Below are 22,322 nucleotides of genomic sequence, written 5' to 3' on the forward strand. Positions count from 1 at the left end.
GAACAATGGCCAAGGAAAAGACGCTGGAAGATCTATTTTACGACACGCTGAAGGACATCTATTTCGCCGAACGGCAGATATTGCGCGCCCTGCCGAAGATGGCGCGCGCTGCCCAGTCGACGGAATTGAAGGCGGGTTTCGAAAAGCATCGTGAGGAAACCGAAGGCCATGTCGAACGGCTGCAGCAGGTCTTCGAGCTGATCGGCAAGCGCGCCCAGGGCAAGACATGTGAGGCAATTCAGGGCATCATCGCCGAGGGCGAAGAAATCATGGAGGAGTTCAAGGGTACGCCTGCCATCGATGCCGGCCTGATCTCTTCGGCGCAGGCCGTAGAGCACTATGAAATCGCCCGCTACGGCACACTGAAGACCTGGGCGCAGACGCTCGGCTTCAAGGAGGCCGTCACGCTTCTCGACCAGACGCTGCAGGAAGAAGGCAAGACAGACAAGTTGCTGTCACAGCTTGCGACGACCGCCGCAAATCAGAAGGCTTCGCGCGCGGCCTGAGCTGGCGCCCGAATACCGACAGGCAGAGCTGCCCCGATCGGGCGGCTCGCTTTTCTTCGAGCTTGTCTTCGCGCATGGCCCCGCTATCATTTCATTGGAAACTTGAGGCGAGGTATCGATATGGCCGACAGGCAGGCAATCGAAGCAACGGTTCATCTCTATGTCGAGGGCATGGCCTTTGCCAATGAAGCGGCCCTGAAGAAAGCCTTTCACCCGAAAAGTTCGATCATCGGGCACTATCAGAATGCGGTGGAATGGCTCTCGCGCGACGAGTTCATCGCCGCAATCCTCGAGGAAGGGGCCGCACCACCCGGCACTCAGCCTTATATGGATATCGGCAGCATCGATATTTCCGGTGACGCAGCGACCGCGAAAGTGACCGACGAGTTCGCCGGCATGCGATTTACCGACTATCTTTCATTGTTGAGGATCGACGGTCGCTGGACGATCGTCAGCAAGCTTTATCACCTTCATCTATGAAAAGACTGCAGCTTCCGGTTCCCGGGTTGATGGTCGAGGTCCGCAACAGGCTGCATGACTTCATCCGGCGCAATCGACTTTCGGAACCTTTCGTCTGCAGATTCACAAAGTCAGAGCATCGCGGGCCTGAATGGACACACGATGCTCTATCTCTCTGTTTTCACGCAATTGCGGACGCAAAACCGTTGCGCGGTTTTGCGAGAGCCTGCTTTAGCCGGCTCAGCTTCTCAGGGTACCGCCGGTGAACTTGGCGACACTGGCGACGATCTTCTGCGTTAGCGCCTCGAAATCCTCGTCGGTTAGCGTGCGCTCGGCCGGCTGGATCTGAACCTCAATCGCCACAGACTTCTTGCCCTCGCCAACAGAGGCACCTTCGAAAATATCGAAGACGTTGACGCTGGTGATAAGCTTGCGGTCGACGATGGTTGTCGCCTTGATGATAGCGCCAGCTTCCACCGACTTGTCGACGACGAAGGCGAAGTCGCGCTTGACTGCCTGGAAGGGCGAAAGGTCGAGCGCCGGCTTGGTGCGGGTCGCCTTCTTCTTGGGCTCGGCCATGGCATCGAGGTAAACCTCGAAACCGCAGAGAGCGCCCGAGACATCAAGCTTTTCAAGGGTGGTCGGGTGGAACTCGCCAAAGTAACCGAGGATCACCTTCGGGCCCATCTTGATCGTGCCGGAACGGCCAGGATGATACCATTCGGGACCGCCCTGCTCGATCTGGATATTGGCCGTCGGCAGGCCGCAGACTTCGATAACGGCCAGCGCATCGGCCTTGGCGTCGAAGACGTCGACCGGCTTGCCGCCGCCCTTCGTCGCATTCGACCACATGCGGCCGGCGCCGGAAAGCGAAGCCGTACCGCGGCGGATACCGCCGGCAACGCGACGCTGGCCTTCCGGAGTATCGTTTTCATAGGTGCCCGAGACCTCGAAGATTGCCACGTCGCCATAGCCCTTGTCGGCGTTGCGCTGGGCAGCGGTCAGCAGGCCCGGTAGCAGCGAGGGGCGCATGTCCGACATTTCTGCAGCGATCGGATTGGCGAGCTTGAGAGCCGGAGAACCGCCCCCGAAGAGCTTCGCCTGATCTTCCGGGATGAAGGACCAGGTGACGGCTTCCAGCATGCCGCGCGAGGCAAGGGCGCGCTTGGCGGCGCGGGTGCGGATCTGCAGCACCGTCAGGATTTTACCGTTGACGGCAGCATGGCTTTCGAGGGGCGCCGGCTTGATGTTGTCGACGCCGTGAATGCGCATGACCTCTTCAACGAGATCAGCCTTGCCATCCACATCAGGACGCCAGGAGGGAACGGCGACGGAGACGCGTTCGCCGGAGCCGGAGACCTTGAAGCCGAGGCGGGTCAGGATCGTGTTGCTTTCTTCCGTCGAAACCTCGAGGCCGGTCAGGCGCTTGACCTCAGAATAGGGGAAATCGACGATCTTCGGCTCGTAACCCTTGTAGCCGACGATCTCGGCCTTTGCCGGAGTGCCGCCGCAAAGCTCCAGAACCAGCTCCGTCGTGCGCTCGAGACCGGGAACCATATAGTCAGGATCGACGCCGCGTTCGAAGCGGTAGCGGGCATCGGTGATGATGCCGAGCGCACGGCCGGACTTGGCGATGTTCATCGGATCCCAGAGAGCGGATTCGATCAGCACATCGACGGTGTTTTCATCACAGCCGGAATGCTCGCCGCCCATGATGCCGCCTATCGATTCAACGCCGTTCTCATCGGCGATGACGACGTTGTTCGGGCCGAGCTTGTATTCGCGCTGGTCGAGCGCAAGTACAGTCTCGCCTTCCTTGGCACGGCGGACCGTCAGGCTTCCCTTGACCTTGGCGGCGTCGAAAACGTGCATCGGCCGACCCTGGTCGAAGGTCATGTAGTTGGTGATATCGACGAGCGCATTGATCGGACGCAGACCGATGGCGAGAAGCCGCTGCTGCAGCCAGCGCGGGCTCGGGCCGTTCTTGACGCCGCGCACGAGCCTGAGGCCGAAGCCCGGGCAGAGCTTCGCATCGTCGAGATCGAGCGTCAGCTTGACCGGGGTTTCGCCTTCGGCGGCGAAGGATGGAGCAGGCCGCGTCTTCAGCGTGCCGAGGCCGGAGGCTGCGAGGTCACGGGCAATGCCGTAGATCGACGTGCAGTCCGGACGGTTCGGCGTCAGGTTGATCTCGATGACAGGATCGTCGAGATGGGCGTAGGTAGCATAGCTCGCGCCGACCGGCGCATCTTCCGGCAGGTCGATGATGCCGTCATGGCTGTCGGAGATCTGCAGTTCCTTTTCCGAGCACATCATGCCGCGGCTTTCGACACCGCGGATATTGCCGACCGACAGCGTTACATCGATGCCCGGAACGTAGGTGCCGGGTGCCGCGAAGGCGCCGATGAGGCCTGCACGCGCATTTGGCGCGCCGCAGACGACCTGCACCGGTGCACCCTGGCCGATATCGACCATCAGCACTTTCAGGCGGTCAGCCTGCGGATGCTTTTCAGCGGAGAGAACCTTGGCGATGACGAAGGGCTTGAAGGCCGCCTTGTCATCGACATCTTCCACTTCCAGCCCGATCTGTGTCAGGCGGATGCAGATTTCATCAAGCGTTGCATCCGTTTCCAGATGATCCTTAAGCCAGGAGAGCGTGAATTTCATAGGTCCAATCCTCCCTTAAACGCTCAGGCCGCCGAACAGCGTCGGCATGTCGAGCGGGCGGAAGCCGTAGTGATTTATCCAGCGGACATCGGCGTTGAAGAAGTCGCGCAGATCGGGCATGCCGTATTTCAGCATGGCGATGCGATCGAGGCCCATGCCCCAGGCAAAGCCTTGATATTCGTCCGGATCGAGCCCCCCGTAACGCAGCACGTTCGGATGGACCATGCCGCAGCCGAGGATTTCCATCCAGTCGGTGCCTTCGCCGAACTTGACGATCGGGCCGGAGCGGTCGCACTGGATATCGACCTCGAAGGAGGGCTCGGTGAAGGGAAAGAAGGACGGGCGAAAGCGCATCGTCACGCCGTCGACCTCGAAGAAGGTCTTGCAGAATTCCTCGAGCACCCAGCGGAGGTTGGCGACATTGGCCTTCTTGTCGATGACCAGGCCCTCGACCTGATGGAACATCGGCGAATGCGTGGCATCGCTATCCTGGCGGTAGGTCTTGCCGGGAATGATGATGCGGATCGGCGGCTTCTGCGCTTCCATGGTGCGCACCTGCACCGGCGAGGTATGCGTGCGCAAAACCTTGCGCTCGCCCTTCTCATCCGGATTGAAGAAGAAGGTGTCGTGCATCTCGCGGGCCGGATGGCCCTCGGGGAAGTTAAGCGCCGTGAAATTGTAATAGTCGGTCTCGATATCCGGCCCTTCGGCGATCGAGAATCCCATATCGCCGAAGATCGCGGTGATCTCATCGACGATCTGGCTGATCGGATGGATACGGCCGCGCTCGGCAGGCGACGAGCGGACCGGCAGGCTGACATCGACCGTTTCAGCCGCCAGCCGGGCGCTGATCGCTGCTTCCTTCAGCACCGACTTGCGGTCGGTGAGGGCGTCGCTCACCTCGTTCTTCAGCGCGTTGATCGCTGCGCCGCGGGTCTGGCGTTCATCTGGGGTCATCGCGCCCAGCGTCTTCAAGAGCTCGGAAATCGAGCCCTTCTTGCCAAGCGCCGAAACACGGACGGCTTCGAGCGCGGGCTCGTCATTGGCGGCGGCAATTTCGGCAAGCAGAGCGGATTTAAGCTGGTCGATATCTGACATTGTCTTCTTTCCGTCCAGATCAGGCGGCGTTCGAAAGGCGGGCGCGGCAAGGCCGCGCCAGCAGTACAAAGAAAGAAAAACCCGCGCTAGCCCAAACCAGCGCGGGTTTCCCAAAATTCAAAAAAGCGTCAAGCTTGGGAAGCGCTGGTTACCGAACCGCGCCTTCAAACTCGTTAGCCGTGCCGGATTCCTTGAGGTATTCAAGGGCCTTCTTGGCGGCAGCAACCAGGGCGCCGAATGCTTCCGGCTCATGGATTGCCATATCGGAGAGAACCTTACGGTCGACTTCGATGCCAGCCTTGTTCAGACCGTCGATGAAGCGGCCGTAGGTCAGGCCGAATTCGCGGACGGCAGCGTTGATACGCTGGATCCAGAGGGCGCGGAAGTTGCGCTTGTTAACCTTGCGGTCGCGGTAAGCGTACTGCTTGGAGCGATCGACTGCGGCCTTGGCGGTACGGATGGTGTTCTTGCGGCGGCCGTAGAAACCCTTGGCCTGCTTCAGAACCTTCTTGTGCTTGGCGTGGGCGGTGACGCCTCTTTTTACACGTGCCATTTCATGATCTCCTTAATCTAACGCGTTACCGGAATAGTCTCAGAGACCGTTCGGCAGATAGTTCTTCACAACCTTGCGGCCATCGGGTTCTGCCAGAACCATCGTGCCACGTGCGTCGCGAATGAACTTGTTCGAGCGCTTGATCATGCCATGGCGCTTGCCAGCGGCAGCCGCCTTGACCTTGCCGGTGGCGGTGATCTTGAACCGCTTCTTGGCAGAGGACTTCGTCTTCATCTTGGGCATTTTGCTACTCCGTTTCTGTCCTCCCTGCGCGCTTCATCAAAGAAGCCCTTCTGCGCAAGCCCGGTTTTCCGGTCTTCGCCCAAGGCGCGGGAGCGTTTGTTGTTGATCTGCGGGTCAGGCGACGAAACCTGTCCGCAAGCATTCGAAACTGCCACGGCATGCCCTGCCGGTCAGTTCGGACGCGCGCTTATAACCGCAGCGTCATGAAAGTGCAACGGGGCGGATGACGAATCTTGCCGCCCAGGAAACACAAAAGCCGCCCTGTCGGACGGCTTTGAGCGAAAGAATGCGGCACCGGTCACTTCGGCGCCAGCACCATCATCATCTGGCGGCCTTCGAGCTTGGGCTCGGCTTCGACCTTGGCGATCTCAAGCGTGTCGGCCTTGACCTGCTGGAGAAGCTTCATGCCAAGTTCCTGGTGGGCCATTTCACGGCCGCGGAACTTTAGCGTCACCTTCACCTTGTCGCCTTCGTCAAAGAAGCGACCCATCGCCTTCATCTTCACCTCATAGTCATGGGTGTCGATGTTGGGACGCATCTTGATTTCTTTGACTTCGACAATCTTCTGCTTTTTGCGCGCCTCGGCGGCCTTCTTCTGGTTGGCATATTTCAGCTTGCCCAGATCAAGGATCTTGCACACAGGCGGTTCGGCATTGGGGGAAATTTCGACGAGGTCGAGGCCGGCTTCTTCCGCCATTTTCAAAGCCTGGTCAGTGGGCACGATGCCCATATTCTGGCCGTCAGCAGCAATCAGCTGAACTTTCGGAATGCGGATATCCCGGTTCGAGCGCGGTCCATCCTTTACGGGCGCGTCGGTTTTAAAGGGTCTGCGAATGGTCGTATTCTCCTCGCGTTGTTCGGAACGTTGCAGCTTCGTGTCCCAGTTCGAAAGGGGGGGCACAAACGGGTCACGCCATCACTGCAACGGATTCAATAACACCCTATAGCGGAAAAATCACCTGCTGTCAGCCTGTCAAGAATCTGTTTTATAGGCGAAAACAATAGGAGTTCTGCCCGATGTCCGACCAGATGCCTGTTCTTGAGCCCCAGTTCCTTGATGTCGGCGAAGGCGAGGCCGCGCGGCAGATCGCCACGCTGGTACGCCCGGCGCGGGCCAACACCGATCTTCCCGCCCTCGTTTGGCTATCCGGCTACCGATCCGACATGAGCGGCAGCAAGGCCATCGAAATCGACCTGCTTGCCGCGGAACTAGGCGCGGCCTGCATCCGCCTCGACTATTCCGGCCACGGGCTTTCCGGCGGAGCCTTCACCGATGGCACGATCTCGCGCTGGCTGGAAGAAGCGCTCGCGGTGATCCGTCACTGCGCCCCGGAACGAATGATCCTTATCGGCTCTTCGATGGGGGGCTGGATTGCGCTGCGGGTCGCACAGGAGCTTGCCCGGCATGGCGGACCAAAGCTCGAAGGCATGGTGCTCATCGCACCGGCGCCGGACTTCACCTCCGATCTCATCGAACCGAACCTCAAGAAAAAGGAACGCGCCTCGCTGGAGGAGCGCGGCTATTTCGAGGAACGCTCGCAGTATAGCCCGGAGCCCAACATCTATACGCGCGCGCTGATCGAGGATGGCCGCCAGAACCGGGTGCTGACCGGCATCATTGAAACGGGCTGCCCGATCCATATCCTGCAGGGCATGAAAGATGCCGATGTTCCCTATCTGCATGCCATGAAGCTCGTGGAACATCTTCCGGCAGACGACGTAGTACTGACCTTCATTCGCGATGGCGATCACCGGCTATCGCGTCCGCAGGACATCGAGAGGCTGCGCAGCGCCGTCAAAGGCCTGATCCGCTGAGCGCAAGCCAGTTCCCATCAAAGCATATGCAACTGCCCAAATAGAAGGCCATGGTTGAATAAGATCTGTTCAATCATCCAGAGGTTATGTTGCATTTTAACCATGTCTACGAGTTGTACGGCACTCCCAAGAAGTAACGATTGACTCCTTTCGGCCCTCTCCGTTAACTCTTTGTTAATAAATAAAGCGCGATGCAGGGAAGTAGGGCGTGCGGATCAAGGGTTTCCTCGTGGCCATGATGGCCGTGTTTGCAATGGCGCCGGCCGCTATTCCGGCTCCTAGCAAGAATGCATCCATGGTGACCGGCAATGCGACATCGCAGCCGGTTGGCCATTACGACTTCTGTCAGACGCACCGCAGCGAATGCGGTGCCAACCGCAATACCGGCCCGGTCGCCATGACGGGTGCCCGGTGGGCGACGGTCCGTTCGGTCAACGCGACGGTCAACCGCACCATCACGCCGATGACCGACAAGGAAATCTACGGCAAAGACGAGGTCTGGGCCTATCCGACCACGGCTGGCGACTGCGAGGATTTCGCGCTTCTGAAGCGCCGTGTCCTCATCCAGCGCGGCTTCTCGCCTGCCGATCTGCTGATGACCGTGGTGCGCAAGCCCGATGGCGAAGGCCACGCTGTGCTGACGCTGCGCACTGCTGAAGGCGATTTCGTGCTCGACAACCTCGCCTCCGACGTCAAGCCGTGGTTTGCGACGCCCTATAGCTTCATCAAGCGCCAGTCGAGCTTCAACGCCGGCCGCTGGGTCACCATTGAGAACGGCCGTGACGTTCTGGTCGGCGCTCTCAAGTAAAGAGTTTCGAGGGGACTGTGAAAGAGCCGGCGAAAGCCGGCTTTTTTATTTTGGCGTGTGGACGTCTCTCCGCACTGGCTGGGGCTGTGCCAGACCGCAATTAGGCATTGCCGATCAGAATACCGGCTGCGAGCACGAGGCTGCCGCCGACGACCACCTGGAAGGCGGCGCGCAGGAACGGCGTCTCCATGTATTTGTTCTGAATGAAGGCGATCGCCCAAAGCTCGAAGAAGACGATGACGGCGGCGGTGATGGTCGCGGTCCAGAAATGCGGGATCAGGTAGGGCAGTGCGTGACCGAGACCGCCGAGCGCCGTCATGATACCGCAGGCAAGGCCACGCTTGATCGGCGAGCCGCGGCCGGAGATCTTGCCGTCGTCATGGGCGGCTTCGGTGAAGCCCATCGAGATGCCTGCACCGACCGAAGCCGACAGACCGACGAGGAAGGTCTGCCAGGTATCCTGCGTGGCGAAGGCGGCAGCGAAGATCGGTGCGAGCGTGGAAACCGAGCCATCCATGAGACCGGCGAGACCCGGCTGCACATAGGTCAGTACGAACCGGCGCCGCGCCGTCTCGTCCTCTTCCTTCTTCACATCGTCGGGCGTGTGCTTGTCGCCCAGCATGCGGGCAATTTCCTCATGCCCCTGTTCGGCAATCGCGAGATCGCCGAGAAGCTGACGCGTGGAGGCATCAGATGTCTGCTTGATCGCCTCGACATAGAAACGATAGGCCTGCTCCTCCATCGCCTCAGCTTCCTGCCTGATGGAGTCGAGTGAGAGATTGGCGCGAAGCCAGTCCGGCTTGCGTTCGTAAAAGCCCTGAACATGCTCGCGCCGGATCAGCGGGATACGCTCGCCGAAGCGCTGGCGGTAGATTTCGATCAGCGACTTGCGGTGCGTGTCCTCCACCTCAGCCATATCCTCGAACACCTTGGCTGACGCCGGAAACTCGGCACGCAGGTGCTCAGCATAAGCGAGATAGATGCGGGCATCGTCTTCCTCGGACGCGATGGCGAGAGCCAGGATTTCCTGTTCGGAGAGAGAACGGAAGGAACGTTTCGGTGATCTGAAAAACCGGGCCAACATAGATATTCTCCAATAATTTAGAATTATTCTAAATTTAAAGAGTGATGTGGCGAGGGTCAAGATCCAAGCCCGGCAAGATTGGCGGATTGCCGCAATTCGTCCATCGCGGTTTGGCAATCCCGTGCGCGGGCCTATATGAGGGCTGCCAGCAGCAAGCGGCGCCGGGGTATACGATGAATAATGAGATACAGGGACGGGCTGCGCATGTTGCCGCGATCCGCGAAAAGGCCGAGGCCGAGATGAAGGCGATCGGCGTCGACGAGGCCTTCATTGCGAAGCTTGTGGAAACCTTTTACGGGCGTGTGCTGCAGCATCCCAAGCTCGGACCGGTGTTCGACGCGCGGCTTTCCGGGCGTTGGCCCGAACATATGGACAGGATGAAAAGCTTCTGGTCATCCGTCGCCTTTCGCAGCGGCGCCTATGGCGGCAAGCCGGTGCAGGCGCATCACGGCGTGGCGAACATGACGCCTGATCTTTTCCCGCAATGGCTTTCGCTGTTTTCCGAAACGCTCGAGGACGTGGCACCGACGCCAGAGGCCAAGGACTGGTTCATGGCGACGGCCGAACGGATCGCAAAAAGCCTGACGCTGTCGCTCTTCTACAATCCGGCGCTCGACGATCCCACGAAGAAAACAGGCTGAGGCTCATTGCCTCGCGGAAAAGGTTGCACCGGCGCTTGCGGCAACGACCAAAGCTGTTCCGGCCATCTGCAGAAGCGTCATGGGCTGTGCCAGAATGATGAAGCCTGCGACCGCGGCAATGGCAGGCTCCAGGCTCATAAGGATGCCGAATGAAGCCGTCGGCATGCGCCGCAACGCAATCAGTTCCAGCGTGTAGGGCAGCAGAGGCACGAGAACGGCGAGACCCGCCATTTCGATCAGGCCGTAAGCATCGAGCTTCGGCACGGCGCCCGAAAAACCCAGGGGTGTCGCGACCACCGCGGCGACCATAAGCGACATGGAGAGCCCCTCCAGTCCCTTGAAGCTCGCGCCGATCTTCTTCGTGAGCACGATATAGATCGCCCAACCGGTTCCGGCGCCAAATGCAAAGAGAACACCGAGCGGATCTCCAACCCAGCCCTCACCATCATGGGCAAGTGCCAGAACACCGAACGCGGCGACGAGCGGCCAGACGAGACGCCGGCTGAGGCCGTAGCCAATGGTCGCGACCGACAGGGGGCCGAGAAAATCAATCGCCACAGCAAGACCGAGCGGAATACGCGCGATCGCTGAGAAGAAACTCGTGGTCATCAGCGCCGTCGTCGTGCCGAGAACCAGCGCACTTACCCATTGATCGCGGCTATAGCTGAAGATGCGCGGGCGAACGACGATGGCCAGAATGACGGACGCAAAGGCAAGGCGCAGCCATGTGGCACCCGCCGGTCCATAAGTGGCGATGGCGGAGGAGGAAAGTGCCGCGCCGAACTGGATGGAGGACATGGACATGAGGCACATCAGCCCACCAGCCGCTACGCCGYCGAATGCTGGTGATGTCTCCGCGATCAAGGCGTCGGCTTCAGCGTTCGTTCTCTCTTCCATTGATGTCTCCGATTGCGGGCTCTTCATACGAAGGCAGTTCGCCGGCGACAAATTCAAACTTCTGATCGTGTCAGCAAAAGGCTTGATGCGATATCAGAGGCGACCAGCGAGGATCACCTCTTCGGCATCCTCGAAGCTCATCTCGAAGACCTTCCTGCCGATCTCGAAACTGAAGCCGTTGCGGGCGAAGGCGGAGAGTTCCTTTGCTTTCCGCTTGTCGTCGAGTTCGACGCGACGGAAGGGACCGAAGGCGCGCTTGCGGGCGAATATCGCTGCGGCATAGAGATCGTCAGCCTCTTCAAGCGCGGCCTCAACCCTGTCGCTGGAGACGCCCTTGACCGCAAGCTTCCGGGCGATGGCACGCTTCGATTTGCCGCTGCGCACGGCGGAACGGGTGCTGATTTCGGCATAGGCGGTATCGTCTAGCACCTTGTTGTCATAAGCGAATTTGACGGCGAAATCGGCAACCGCCTTGAGCTGTGCTCCGCTGATACCCTCGAATTTCTCCTTCGCCTTGCGGGCGATGGCATCAAAGAGCTGCTTTTCCGTCATCATGCGCCGTTCGAGGCGATAGATCGTCGAGTTGCGCGCCCAACTCAGCATGCGGGGCGTCGGGATATCGGATGGAATGGTCTCCTCGGTCATCGGCAGTGATCAGGCTTCCAGGCCCTTGAGCACATTGGCGACGTTGAGGCCGATTTCGGGCACGCCGTAACCGCCCTCCATGCAAGTGACGACCGGCAGGCCGGCAGCGGAGATCGTCTCGCCCATACGGATGAAGTCCTCCGATTTCAGCTTGAAGAAGGAGATCGGATCGCGCTCGAACGTATCGACGCCGAGGGCCACGACGATCGCTTCCGCGCCGAAGGCCTTGATGCGGGAGAGCGCATCCGACAGGGCCGATGCCCAGACATCGAAGCTCGTACCGCGTGCCATCGGATAATTGCGATTGGCGCCCTCGCCCTCCCCTTCGCCCACTTCATCGGCATGGCCGAGGAAATAGGGAAAGGCGTGGATGGGATCGCCATGCAACGAGGCGGTAAAGACATCGCTGCGGCGATAGAAAAGATCCTGTGTGCCGTTGCCATGGTGGAAATCGACATCGAGCACGGCGACCTTCCTGGCGCCATGATCGAGCAGGCGTTGCGCCGCGACGCCGGAATTATTGATGAAGCAGTAGCCACCGAAGAGGTCGATGCCGGCGTGATGGCCGGGCGGGCGGCAGAGTGCGAAGGCGAAGCGGTTGCCGGCATTCAGCCAATCCGCGGCTGTCATCGCGCAGCGCATCGAGGCAAGTGCTGCCTCGTAAGACCCCTTGGTGATGGAAGTATCGGCGGCATTCGCATAATGGCCGATCGCACCGACGATGTTCTCAGGCACGCGCTGGCTGGTGCGGCGGACGGGAAAGGAATTGGCAATCGCCTCACCCTTATAGCCTGCCGCCACCCAACGATCCCAGACCATCGCCAGAAATTCCAGATAGGCGGGATCATGCACCTTGCGGGCCGTTTCAAGGCCGTGGGCCTCCGGCGCCACGACCTCGGAAAAGCCTGCTTCTCTGACCGCAGACAGAATCCATTCCGCCCGGAACGGCGCCTCGAAGGGCGTCACAAGCTGGCCATCATGCAGCTCCGTCTTCGCATCACGCAGCTTGTGGTCTTCGGAATAGATGACGCGCACCGAGGTCCTCCGCAAATCAGTCTGTCAAACTCAAGCCTTACACAGGCTGGTCCGAAGAAAAAAGCGTTGAACACGCCTTGATCGCTGCCGCGGACGACGCCACGTTCAAGCCGATTTCAGAATGCGTTCCTTTTTCTCAAGAGATTAAGCCCCATGAAAATCCTGATGGTCGATGTCGATGGCGTGCTGGTTCACGGGCGGCCGGCGGACGGTCTGCCGCTATTTACCTACCTTGAGCGCGACCTCGGCCTGTCGCCGTCGTTGCTTCAACAGGAGTTTTTCAAACCCTTTTGGGTGGGCATTATCACCGGCCAGGAGCCGATAGAGCCCCGCCTGACGGAGGTTCTCGGCCGCATCGCCCCGCACCTTACCGCCGAGAAACTGCTCGACTACTGGTTTGAAAATGATTCCCGCCTGGACCGGCAGTTGCTTGCCGACCTCGCCCGCCTGAAGGACGAAGGCACGCTTCTCTATCTTGCTACCAATCAGGAGCATAGACGGGCGGCCTATTTGCGCGACGTGCTCGAACTCGGCGCGCTTTTCGACGGCATTTTCTATTCCGCAGCACTTGGCGCTCGCAAGCCGGCCACCGACTTCTTCCGCCTTGCAACAGAAGGCGTCGGTGTCGCGCCTGAAGACATCGGCTTTATCGACGATCTCGAGGAGAATATCGCTGCTGCCACGCAGTTTGGCTGGAAGGCATTGCACTGGACGCCGGCTTCGGCGCTTGCAGATGCCATCGCTGCCTTTACGCAGAATGCTCAGGCGACCCGCTTGTAGAAAAGCGTCGTGGCGCAAAGCCCGCCTTCCGGCCACAACGCGTAGTCGGGGATGACACCAACGCGCTCCCAGCCGAGGCGCGGGTAGATGGCTTCGGCGTCGCTGCCGGTTGCCGTGTCGAGAACGAGGATCGTCTTGCCGCGGCGGGCCGCTTCCTGTTCAGCCATGTCCATCAGCAGGCGCGCCAGACCATGGCCGCGGGCGGAGCGGTGGACGAGCAGCTTCTTCAGGTCGCCGCGATGCGGCTGATTCGGCATCTGGGCAGCGCCGACCTGCACGGTGCCGACAACCTTGCCATCCACGTCGGCGACAAAGAGCAGAGTGGCACCATCGGCCACGGCTTCGGCGACACCACGCCAATAGGGTTCGGCATCGCCAGGCGTGTAGGGCTGCATGAAGCCGACCGAGGCGCCACCGTTGACGCAATCGGCGAGCACTTCGCAAAGGTCGGGAATGGCCGCGTGGGCCTCGGCGGCGGCGAGAAGGCGAATGGTCGGCATGATGGTCCCCTGGTAAATGAGTGCGTGAATTAGCGGCCGCCGCGATCCAGCACGACGCAATAGCGTGCCGGTGCGTGACCCGGATTGTGAAAGACATGGCCGTCACCGACCGGCATGAAGAGACAGTCGCCGGGCTTGAGGCGATGAACGGTGTCGCCGACCGTCATTTCCAGCTCACCATCAAAGAGCCAGACGTGCTGAGTCATGCCGCGGCTCGCCGCGTGCGGCGGGAAGCTGACCCGTGCACCCACCGGAAATTCAACATCGACGATGTCGATATCCGAGGACGTGCCCGGTGGCGAAACGGCACGGCGCATATATCCGGTTTCGGGATCGCGCCAGACCAGTTGCTCCTGCCGGCGCGAAAGCGGCGACGCCTGCTGTCCCTCCTCGGCGAAGAAGGCAGACAGGGACAGGCCGAGTGCGGCGCAGACCCGGGCGAGCAGCGAAGCCGTCGGGCTCGCCTCCGCACGCTCGATGCGGGAGATCATCGCACGGCTGACGCCGGAAGCGGTGGCGAGGTCATCCAGCGTCAGCCCCTTCTCCATCCGCAGTGTGCGGATACGGATGCCGATCGCCTGTTCAAGTTCCAGTTCCATTTCTACGGTCCGAAATTCTACTATAAGAGAAATACATGATCCGATGGTGGAATCAAGTGCTTGTGTGCGGCCTTGCTTTCACCGTAACGCAGTCGATATATGGCAGCGGCATTCAAGAGCGGAGACCAGCATGGACGGCATCACGCAAGGCACTGAGACCGCGGAAAGCTTCACGGCTGCCGCCTGGCACCGGATCAAACCAATCATGGCCGAGATCGAGAGATTGCCGCTGCTGCAACGTCTTTCCGACGGCACACTGCCGCCGGAGGTTTTCCGCCACTATATCCTGCAGGACGCAATCTACCTGAAGCACTATGCCCGGTGCCTTGCGATCGTCGCCGCCAAGGCGCCCGATAATGCACAGGTGCTGCGCTTCCTCGGTTCGGCGCAGAAGGCGATCACCGTCGAGCAGGGGCTGCATGCCGGTTTTCTCAGCCAATTCGGTATTTCCAGCGCCGACGTGACGGCGGCCGAACCCTCGCCTGCCTGCTTCGCCTATACGAATTTCCTGCTGGCGACGGCCTACCACAACTCCTATGCGGTGGCGCTTTCGGCGATCCTGCCCTGCTTCTGGATCTACTGGCATGTCGGCGAAGACATCAAGAGCAAGCCGGCGATCGAAGGGAATGTCTTCCAGGCCTGGATCAACACCTACGGCGATCCGCAGTTCGCAGCCGGAGCCCGCGAAGTCATCGCTTTGACTGATATCGCCGCCCGTGCTGCCTCGCCGGCAGAGCGCCAGCAGATGATGGACGCCTTCGTGCGCGCCTCGCAATATGAATGGATGTTCTGGGATTCGGCCTGGCGGCTGGAGACGTGGCCGGTCTGAGCCAAGTTCCACAGGCTGCAAAATAGGGTAAACTGCAGGATAATTACCGCTTTGCGGGCGATGTGCGCGCTGCTATATGGCGCGCATGAGCACCAATCCGACGACTCCGCTATCCCATATCCGCAACTTCTCGATCGTGGCCCACATCGACCACGGCAAATCGACGCTGGCCGACCGCCTGATCCAGACGACAGGTGGCCTCGCCGAGCGCGAAATGTCCGAGCAGGTGCTCGACAATATGGATATCGAGCGCGAGCGCGGCATCACCATCAAGGCCCAGACCGTGCGCCTGCACTATCAAGCGAACAACGGCGAGAAATACATTCTCAACCTCATCGACACGCCCGGCCACGTCGACTTCGCCTATGAAGTCTCCCGTTCGCTGTCGGCCTGCGAGGGTTCGCTGCTTGTCGTCGACGCCTCGCAGGGTGTCGAGGCGCAGACGCTCGCCAACGTCTACCAGGCGATCGACAACAACCATGAGATCGTCACCGTCCTCAACAAGATCGACCTGCCGGCCGCTGAACCGGATCGCATCAAGGAACAAATCGAAGAAGTGATCGGCATCGATGCTTCGGAGGCCGTGCTGATTTCGGCGAAGACCGGTCTTGGCATTCCCGACGTGCTCGAAGCAATCGTGCATAAGCTGCCTGCGCCGAAGAGCGTCGGCGGCGAAAAGGCGCCGCTGAAGGCGCTGCTCGTCGACAGCTGGTACGACACCTATCTCGGCGTCATGGTTCTGGTGCGCGTCATCGACGGTGTGCTGACCAAGGGACAGACGGTGCGGATGATGGGCACGGATGCGAAATACCAGGTGGAGCGCGTCGGCGTGCTCACACCGAAGATGGTCAATGTCGACAGCCTCGGCCCCGGCGAGATCGGCTTCATTACCGCTTCGATCAAGGAAGTGGCCGACACCCGCGTCGGCGATACGATCACCGAGGACAAGCGGCCGACGGCCGAAGCGCTGCCGGGCTTCAAGCCGGCGCAGCCGGTGGTGTTCTGCGGTCTCTTCCCGGTCGACGCGGCCGATTTCGAGGATCTGCGCGCCGCCATGGGCAAGCTACGGCTCAACGACGCGTCCTTCTCCTTCGAAATGGAATCGTCGGCTGCTCTTGGCTTCGGTTTCCGCTGCGGCTTCCTTGGCCTTCTGCATCTCGAAATCATCCAGGAACGGCTGGAACGCGAGTTCGACCTCGACCTCATCGCAACCGCACCATCCGTCGTCTACAAGATGTACATGACAGACGGCACGGAGCGCGAGATGCACAACCCCGCCGACATGCCCGATGTCGTCAAGATCTCGGAAATCCACGAGCCGTGGATCCGCGCGACGATCCTGACGCCGGACGATTACCTCGGCGGCATCCTGAAGCTTTGCCAGGACCGGCGCGGCATCCAGGTCGAACTCACCTATGTCGGCACGCGCGCGATGCTGACCTACGACCTGCCGCTCAATGAAGTCGTCTTCGACTTCTACGACCGGCTGAAGTCGATCTCCAAGGGTTATGCCTCCTTCGACTACACACTCACCGAACACCGCGAGGGCAACCTCGTGAAGATGTCGATCCTCGTCAACGGCGAGCCGGTCGACGCGCTGTCGATGATGGTGCACCGGACAGCCGCGGAAAAACGCGGCCGCGACATGTGCGAGAAGCTCAAGGAGCTGATCCCGAAGCACATGTTCAAGATTCCGATCCAGGCCGCGATCGGCGGCAATGTGATTGCCCGCGAGACGATCTCGGCGCTGCGCAAGGACGTGACCGCGAAGTGCTACGGCGGCGACGCCACCCGCAAGCGCAAGCTGCTCGACAAGCAGAAGGCCGGCAAGAAGCGCATGCGCCAGTTCGGCAAGGTAGAAATCCCGCAGGAAGCGTTTATTGCAGCGCTGAAGATGGGCGACGAGTAAGCGCCTCAGCTTTTTACCGGCCGAGCATAATCGGGGACACGGAACCGGCGGCGATAGACGCCGGGGCTTAGTCCTGTCATGCGCCTGAAGAGCCGGCGGAAGAAGGCGGGCTCCTCATAGCCGACCTGCCAGCTTATCTCATCGACCGGAGCATCCGTGCGCTCCAGTCGCCGCTTTGCGTCCTCCACGCGCAACCTCTGCACATAGGCGATTGGGCTGATGCCGGTCGCATGGGTAAAACGGCGCTTGAACGTTCGCTCTGTCAGGCCAGCGTGGCGAAACATCTCCTCGATGGGATCGGCGACCGAGAAATGGCTTGAAATCCATTCCTGTGCCATCCGGATGGCAATATCGCCGTGATCCCTGCGCCCTTCGAAGACGATGTAGGGGGCAAGCCCATCCTGATGCCATTGCAGCGCAAAGAAGCGAGCGATCGCCTGCGCTGCCGAAGCGCCGGCATGGCGGGCGATCAGGTAGAGTACCAGATCATGCCAGGTCATCGAGGCGCCGGAGCTGATCAATTCCTCCCGCCTGCCGCAAACCACAAGCACGCGCTCGGGATGGACAGGCACCTGCGGAAAACTGGCCCGGAAGGCATCGGCGTAACCGAAATGTACGGTCGCATCCATTCCATCGAAGAGCCCGGTTTCGGCGAGCAGAAAGAGCCCCGAGCAGGCCGAGCAGATGAGCGCACCGTGCGCATGCATGGCGCGGACCCATTCGACAAGTTCCGCATGGCGACCTTTCTCCCAGCCATCCGATGGCAGCAATATAGAGGGAACGATGATGATGTCCGTATGCTCAAGCGATGAAATGCTGCGCTGAACGGTGATGGGCACGCGGCTGGCAAGCTCGAGCGGCGCTGCGGACACGCCGACGATTTCCACTCTGAAGGGCGGACCGCAGGGGATGATTTCGCCTGCTGCCGGCAAGACTGTGAAGGCATTCATGACATCGAAGATGCCACTCAGCGTCGAGACGACCGCCTCGGGAATGGCCACGAGGCTGACATGAAGCGGTTCGGATGCTGCAGGATCGACACCGGATTGCATCTCATCCCCCGGAAGAAAGCGGCTCCGTCACTTGCCCCTATTGCCTACACCGCTGCAAGGATTGGCGCAAATGGCCCGCTTCTGGTCCATACCGCTCTGCCGCTCGGCTCCGCCACCTGTCATTCAATTCGCATTCCGAATGTTTCGACAGGAGAAGACAATGGACCAGATAAGAAGCAGGACAATCGATGCGGCCAAGCTCGACCTCATCGTTTCACGGGCAATCGGCGATCTCTCTGCCGGCTATGGCGGGGTGATGGTCAGTATCGGGCACCGGCTCGGCCTTTATAAGGCGATGGCGGAAGCGGGTCCGGTCAGCTCGCATCAGCTTGCCGCCCGCACCGGATGCGCGGAGCGCTATATCCGCGAATGGCTGGGTTCGCAGGTTGCCGGTGGCTATGTGATCTACGATGTCGCCGGCCACAGCTACGAATTGCCGGCGGAAAACGCAATGGTGCTGGCGCAGGACGACAGCCCGGTCTTCATGGCGGCAGCCTGGGCGATCCCGGCTTCGATGTGGGCGGATGAGGACAAGGCGCTCGAAGCCTTTCGCACGGGGGCCGGCATTCCCTGGGGCGACCATGACGGACGGCTCTATTGCGGTGTCGCCTCGCTTTACCGCAATGCCTACAAGGCAAGCCTCATCTCCGAATGGCTGCCGGCGCTCGATGGCGTGGTCGAAAAGCTGAAGGCCGGCGCGCTGGTCGCCGATGTCGGCTGCGGCCACGGACATTCAACGGCCCTGATGGCGGCGGCCTTTCCGGCCTCACATTTCCGTGGATTCGATTCGCACGCGGAATCGCTGGACGAAGCTCGACAGGTCGTAGCGAAGGTGGGTGGGACAGAGAATGTCATATTCGAGACGGCGCGAGCGGATGCCTATCCGGACTCCGGCTATGATCTCATCTGCCTCTTCGACTGCCTGCACGACATGGGCAATCCGCTGGCTGTCGCTGATCACGCAGCCAGAACCATTGCGGCCAATGGGACAGTGATGCTGGTCGAGCCTTTTGCGAAAGACGGCGTCGGCGATAATATCTCGCCGGTCGCGCGCATGTATTATGCCGCCTCGACGACGATCTGCTGTGCCCATGCGATCTCGGATGGCGGCCATATGGTGCTTGGCGCACAGGCAGGCGAAAAACGACTGGCCGAGATTTTTCGCAAAGCAGGGTTCACACGGTTCCGTCGGGCAATGGCTACACCGTTCAACCTTGTTTTGGAGGCACGGCTCTGATCTTTGCGATCGATGCCGAAAACCTTGCTGGGCTGATAAATTCAGCCCACCGGCAGGTTTCAAAGCCCGGCCACCCAGCGGTGCCATTCATCCTCGCTGCCCCGGAAGACATTGAGGTCGATACGGCCTTCGACGCCGTGCGAGAGGCCGGAGCCGGAATATTGCCAGAAGAGCCATTTGCGGTTCGGATAGACCTTCGAAGGATGTTCCGCGACCGCACGCAGCCAGAAGTGATAGTTCTGGAAGGCGCCTTCGAGATTGTCCTCGTAGAAATCCGGGGCAGTATAAATAATGGGACGCTTGCCGTAGTGGCGCTCGATCTTCTCCATGAAGACCTGCATTTTCTCCAGCACGCGGGCGCGGGAGAGCTTCACCTTGCAGCTCGATTCGCCGTTCCATTCCACATCGATGACCGGCGGCAATGCATCCGGATCACGCGGGACGTTGCGGATGAACCAGTCGGCCTGCTCGCCGGCTGTGCGGCACCAATAGAAGAAGTGATAGGCGCCACGCTTGATGCCGGCTTCCTTGGCTCGCCGCCAATTGGTCTTGAACATCGGGTCCAGGTGGTCGCCGCCATCGGTCGCTTTGATGAAGGCGAAGTTCGCGCCGCGGGTCCGCAGCGTTTCCCAGTCAATATCTCCCTGCCAGCGTGAGACGTCGACGCCGTGGACGGCGAGCTTGCGTGGCGAGATCTTGCCAAAATTGATCGGCTTGGCATCGCGGAAACCGTAGCCATAGACGCGCGAGCGGCCGCGGGTCGGCTGCTGGATCGCAGGAGCTGCCGCCATCGCGAATTCGACCGGGCGCTCAACGGGGACAGGCATTCCAGGCTGCGAAAGAGCTGAAGGCGTCACCGCCGAAAAGGCGCGCGATTCCGGCGCCGACGCATCCCAGGCAAGGCTTTCCTGCGGGGTGGCCTCGTCCGGTTCGACCGCTGCGACCGTGGCCTGCGGTACGTGAGCCGGCGGCGGCGTGACGGAGGAGGTCATTTCCTTCGAAGGCTTCGGAGTGACACCGGCGACGAGACTTTCCGGACCGGAAGCCGACGAGCAGCCCGCCAGAGCGAGGCAGGCAAGAAGGATTGCTGGGACAGCCGTGGAACGCATGAGCACCGTTACGCAAAACAACAACTGGGGGGTGCCTCAGCTATTCCGTGAGAACACCAATCCAGCATGACTAATAGAAAATTATCAAAAAAGACTGAATCCGATCTTTCCGCCCGGCGATTTGATAGCAGACGGATTGCGAGGTCCCTTACGAGCCTCTAGATCCCTTGAATAAAAGGAGCCTCCCATGACCGAGAAAGCCCGCGTGACCATCCTCTACTGCACCCAATGCAACTGGCTGCTGCGCGCCGGCTGGATGGCGCAGGAGCTGCTGCAGACTTTTACGGACAGTCTTGGCGAGGTAGCGCTCATTCCCGGCACCGGCGGCAATTTCGAAATCCGAGTCAACGGCGATCTGATCTGGGAGCGCAAACGCGATGGCGGCTTTCCGGGCCCGAAGGAACTCAAGCAGCGGGTGCGCGACATTATCGAGCCCGATCGCGATCTCGGCCACACAGATCGGGCTTCGCTGGAGAGCTGAGGCTCAGCGATAGGGCGAGCGGCAGGTTTTGTAGATACCTTCGTACGTCACGAAGCGATCCGTGCGCGGATTGTAGGACCGGTATTCATTCCGGCACCATTCCACATGGCGACTGCTATCTTTCGCCGAAGGCTGCACCCGTTGCACCGGTGGCGGGTCATAGGTCAACCGTGGCGGCAAAGTGCCGGGCGGCTGATAATATTTCGGACCGGCAGCATTCGGCGGGCGGTAATTCGGCTGGACATAGGCCGGGCGATGCCACTGCTGCGGACCGAAACCGAAGCAACCGCGATAATCACAAATCGTCGATTGCGTATTGATAGGCCCAAGCGACGGCGAAGCGGCGTTGGCCTCAGCCAGCGGCACCGCCATAAGCAGGCCTGCGAGAAAAGCGTGGCGAAGGTCGAACATGGTGCATTCCTTTGCGGATATCCCCTAATATAGTGCGAATAGCAGGCCGTGCCATCCACTGACCCGCCGGGTGCGACAACGGCTTCATGAAGCTTTTTCACAGACTGTCAGGAAAACTTCAAAAACCCTGTTGACAGCAAAGAGCCACCCCCGTACATGGCTCTCCGTCGCCCAGATGGCGGAATTGGTAGACGCGCCAGCTTCAGGTGCTGGTACCCGAAAGGGTGTGGAGGTTCGAGTCCTCTTCTGGGCACCATTCCCATTGATCTCCAACGAGATCAAACAGATACAGGTTCTTCCTGTTATCTCGCTCACCGCAGCGTGTGTTAAGTTTCATCATTGTATTCGGAATGGCGGCCAACCCAACGTCATCGGGATTCCGTTTGCGGAAACCGTAGATTGATGCTGAAAGCTCCGCGGCAGTTGCGCTGCCGTTGTCGTACCTTCGCTCGTTTTTCTCACCAAGGCCCATGGTTGTCGCAGCCTTTAGCCCAACTCAACATTGCGACGGCGAGCACACTTATTTTTTCGCACTTTTTATTCACCGGCATATTCGAATTTGCACCGTAGCATCGCCACATAAATGCCAATATGCCGCATTTCGATGCGTGTATGCGGATCCAGGTCTACATCATCACTTTTCTGCTCAGCGCCATCATGTGGGGCGTGACCTTCGATGCTGCGCGCAACGCTTATCGTGCCGCGCATACGGCTGGCTTGATGCCCAATCTGCATATTCAGCATAAGATCGATCGGATTCTTTGAGCGCCTCGCTCCCTTCAGACGCTTTTCTCACTCCTCAAAAATCATAGTCCTGCCGCGCCGACGTATGGCGTTGCGAAACAGCAAATAATTCCAAGAGACTACCGGCAAATTATGCAGCCGAGCGGCAGAAACCGTTCGGCTGTTGGCCATTTTCGCGCGGGCTAAGGCAAGCCTCGCACAAGAACGAAATCGGATACCGGCA

The 22,322-nt window shown here is 60.2% G+C and carries 25 protein-coding genes and 1 tRNA gene; 12 read left to right on the plus strand and 14 right to left on the minus strand.

Translation table 11 applies throughout. From position 1 onward, the window contains the following. The first annotated feature begins 5 nt into the window (after positions 1-5). Positions 6-506: a YciE/YciF ferroxidase family protein gene (locus AC1DUP_RS08820; protein ID WP_113307271.1), complete on the plus strand. Its 501-nt coding sequence runs from the start codon at positions 6-8 to the stop codon at positions 504-506. A 120-nt stretch (positions 507-626) separates the two neighbouring features. Next, positions 627-986 (plus strand): nuclear transport factor 2 family protein, encoded by a 360-nt coding sequence (locus tag AC1DUP_RS08825; RefSeq protein ID WP_113298234.1) that lies wholly within the window; start codon positions 627-629, stop codon positions 984-986. Between the two features lie 219 nt (positions 987-1,205). On the opposite strand, the gene pheT is transcribed toward AC1DUP_RS08825, so the two are convergent. The 5 genes from pheT to infC form a co-directional block, all read right to left on the minus strand. Then, on the minus strand, positions 1,206-3,629 hold the full coding sequence (pheT, locus tag AC1DUP_RS08830; protein WP_477832447.1) for a phenylalanine--tRNA ligase subunit beta: 2,424 nt from the start codon (positions 3,627-3,629) through the stop codon (positions 1,206-1,208). Between the two features lie 15 nt (positions 3,630-3,644). After that, the gene (gene pheS / locus AC1DUP_RS08835; protein ID WP_477832448.1) at positions 3,645-4,727 is read right to left on the minus strand and encodes a phenylalanine--tRNA ligase subunit alpha; all 1,083 of its coding nucleotides are present in this window, start codon (positions 4,725-4,727) and stop codon (positions 3,645-3,647) included. 148 nt (positions 4,728-4,875) lie between these two features. Then, positions 4,876-5,280, minus strand: coding sequence for a 50S ribosomal protein L20 (gene rplT / locus AC1DUP_RS08840; protein ID WP_113298232.1), 405 nt, complete (start codon positions 5,278-5,280; stop codon positions 4,876-4,878). A gap of 39 nt (positions 5,281-5,319) precedes the next feature. After that, positions 5,320-5,523 carry a 50S ribosomal protein L35 gene (gene rpmI / locus AC1DUP_RS08845; RefSeq protein ID WP_007813308.1) on the minus strand — a complete coding sequence of 68 codons (204 nt, stop codon included), beginning with the start codon at positions 5,521-5,523 and terminating at the stop codon, positions 5,320-5,322. Between the two features lie 298 nt (positions 5,524-5,821). Continuing rightward, positions 5,822-6,358, minus strand: a complete 537-nt coding sequence (gene infC, locus AC1DUP_RS08850; protein WP_113298231.1) for a translation initiation factor IF-3 — start codon at positions 6,356-6,358, stop codon at positions 5,822-5,824. A gap of 182 nt (positions 6,359-6,540) precedes the next feature. On the opposite strand from infC, the gene AC1DUP_RS08855 reads away from it, so the two are divergent. Further along, complete coding sequence (locus AC1DUP_RS08855) at positions 6,541-7,338, plus strand: alpha/beta hydrolase (protein ID WP_477832449.1); 798 nt, start codon at positions 6,541-6,543, stop codon at positions 7,336-7,338. A 208-nt stretch (positions 7,339-7,546) separates the two neighbouring features. Next, entirely contained in the window at positions 7,547-8,146 is a 600-nt protein-coding gene (locus AC1DUP_RS08860) for a transglutaminase-like cysteine peptidase (RefSeq protein WP_113298229.1), read from the plus strand. Between the two features lie 100 nt (positions 8,147-8,246). Here the strand turns inward: AC1DUP_RS08860 and mbfA are convergent, their stop codons facing one another. Continuing rightward, positions 8,247-9,230 carry an iron exporter MbfA gene (mbfA, locus tag AC1DUP_RS08865; protein WP_113298228.1) on the minus strand — a complete coding sequence of 328 codons (984 nt, stop codon included), beginning with the start codon at positions 9,228-9,230 and terminating at the stop codon, positions 8,247-8,249. Between the two features lie 173 nt (positions 9,231-9,403). Here mbfA and AC1DUP_RS08870 point away from each other — a divergent pair, with 173 nt between their 5' ends. Next, positions 9,404-9,871, plus strand: coding sequence for a truncated hemoglobin (locus AC1DUP_RS08870; RefSeq protein ID WP_113298227.1), 468 nt, complete (start codon positions 9,404-9,406; stop codon positions 9,869-9,871). 3 nt (positions 9,872-9,874) lie between these two features. Here AC1DUP_RS08870 and AC1DUP_RS08875 read toward each other — a convergent pair whose 3' ends face one another. From AC1DUP_RS08875 to AC1DUP_RS08885, 3 genes are all read right to left on the minus strand, one after another. Then, entirely contained in the window at positions 9,875-10,768 is an 894-nt protein-coding gene (locus AC1DUP_RS08875; RefSeq protein WP_477832450.1) for an EamA family transporter, read from the minus strand. A 93-nt stretch (positions 10,769-10,861) separates the two neighbouring features. Continuing rightward, entirely contained in the window at positions 10,862-11,413 is a 552-nt protein-coding gene (recX, locus tag AC1DUP_RS08880; RefSeq protein ID WP_113298225.1) for a recombination regulator RecX, read from the minus strand. Between the two features lie 9 nt (positions 11,414-11,422). Further along, a complete protein-coding gene (locus tag AC1DUP_RS08885; RefSeq protein ID WP_477832451.1) occupies positions 11,423-12,448 on the minus strand; it encodes a histone deacetylase family protein in 1,026 nt (341 codons plus the stop codon). Positions 12,449-12,601: 153 nt separating this feature from the next. Between AC1DUP_RS08885 and AC1DUP_RS08890 the strand changes: the two genes are divergently transcribed. Then, positions 12,602-13,228: an HAD-IA family hydrolase gene (locus tag AC1DUP_RS08890; protein WP_113298223.1), complete on the plus strand. Its 627-nt coding sequence runs from the start codon at positions 12,602-12,604 to the stop codon at positions 13,226-13,228. Here the strand turns inward: AC1DUP_RS08890 and AC1DUP_RS08895 are convergent. Further along, positions 13,210-13,728 carry a GNAT family N-acetyltransferase gene (locus AC1DUP_RS08895; protein WP_477832452.1) on the minus strand — a complete coding sequence of 173 codons (519 nt, stop codon included), beginning with the start codon at positions 13,726-13,728 and terminating at the stop codon, positions 13,210-13,212. The two genes, AC1DUP_RS08890 and AC1DUP_RS08895, sit on opposite strands and share 19 nt — an antisense overlap. Positions 13,729-13,757: 29 nt before the next feature. Next, complete coding sequence (locus tag AC1DUP_RS08900) at positions 13,758-14,327, minus strand: helix-turn-helix domain-containing protein (protein WP_477832453.1); 570 nt, start codon at positions 14,325-14,327, stop codon at positions 13,758-13,760. 130 nt (positions 14,328-14,457) lie between these two features. On the opposite strand from AC1DUP_RS08900, the gene tenA reads away from it, so the two are divergent. Both tenA and lepA read left to right on the plus strand, forming a co-directional pair. After that, the gene (gene tenA, locus AC1DUP_RS08905; protein ID WP_477832454.1) at positions 14,458-15,156 is read left to right on the plus strand and encodes a thiaminase II; all 699 of its coding nucleotides are present in this window, start codon (positions 14,458-14,460) and stop codon (positions 15,154-15,156) included. A gap of 76 nt (positions 15,157-15,232) precedes the next feature. Next, entirely contained in the window at positions 15,233-17,065 is a 1,833-nt protein-coding gene (gene lepA, locus AC1DUP_RS08910) for a translation elongation factor 4 (RefSeq protein ID WP_477832455.1), read from the plus strand. 5 nt (positions 17,066-17,070) lie between these two features. Here lepA and AC1DUP_RS08915 read toward each other — a convergent pair whose 3' ends face one another. Continuing rightward, entirely contained in the window at positions 17,071-18,117 is a 1,047-nt protein-coding gene (locus tag AC1DUP_RS08915) for a GlxA family transcriptional regulator (RefSeq protein ID WP_477832456.1), read from the minus strand. Positions 18,118-18,277: 160 nt separating this feature from the next. Here AC1DUP_RS08915 and AC1DUP_RS08920 point away from each other — a divergent pair, with 160 nt between their 5' ends. Next, positions 18,278-19,354, plus strand: a complete 1,077-nt coding sequence (locus AC1DUP_RS08920) for a methyltransferase domain-containing protein (protein WP_113507355.1) — start codon at positions 18,278-18,280, stop codon at positions 19,352-19,354. 59 nt (positions 19,355-19,413) lie between these two features. Here the strand turns inward: AC1DUP_RS08920 and AC1DUP_RS08925 are convergent, their stop codons facing one another. Then, complete coding sequence (locus AC1DUP_RS08925) at positions 19,414-20,463, minus strand: GH25 family lysozyme (protein WP_113298217.1); 1,050 nt, start codon at positions 20,461-20,463, stop codon at positions 19,414-19,416. 187 nt (positions 20,464-20,650) lie between these two features. Here AC1DUP_RS08925 and AC1DUP_RS08930 point away from each other — a divergent pair, with 187 nt between their 5' ends. Next, the gene (locus AC1DUP_RS08930) at positions 20,651-20,944 is read left to right on the plus strand and encodes a SelT/SelW/SelH family protein (RefSeq protein WP_113298216.1); all 294 of its coding nucleotides are present in this window, start codon (positions 20,651-20,653) and stop codon (positions 20,942-20,944) included. 3 nt (positions 20,945-20,947) lie between these two features. On the opposite strand, the gene AC1DUP_RS08935 is transcribed toward AC1DUP_RS08930, so the two are convergent. After that, on the minus strand, positions 20,948-21,355 hold the full coding sequence (locus AC1DUP_RS08935) for a BA14K family protein (RefSeq protein WP_113307259.1): 408 nt from the start codon (positions 21,353-21,355) through the stop codon (positions 20,948-20,950). Between the two features lie 169 nt (positions 21,356-21,524). Here AC1DUP_RS08935 and AC1DUP_RS08940 point away from each other — a divergent pair. Continuing rightward, positions 21,525-21,611 (plus strand) — tRNA-Leu (locus AC1DUP_RS08940). Positions 21,612-21,946: 335 nt separating this feature from the next. Next, positions 21,947-22,120, plus strand: a complete 174-nt coding sequence (locus AC1DUP_RS08945) for a hypothetical protein (protein ID WP_477832457.1) — start codon at positions 21,947-21,949, stop codon at positions 22,118-22,120. Positions 22,121-22,322: the final 202 nt, after the last annotated feature.

The organism is Rhizobium sp. 01L419, assembly GCF_056400025.1.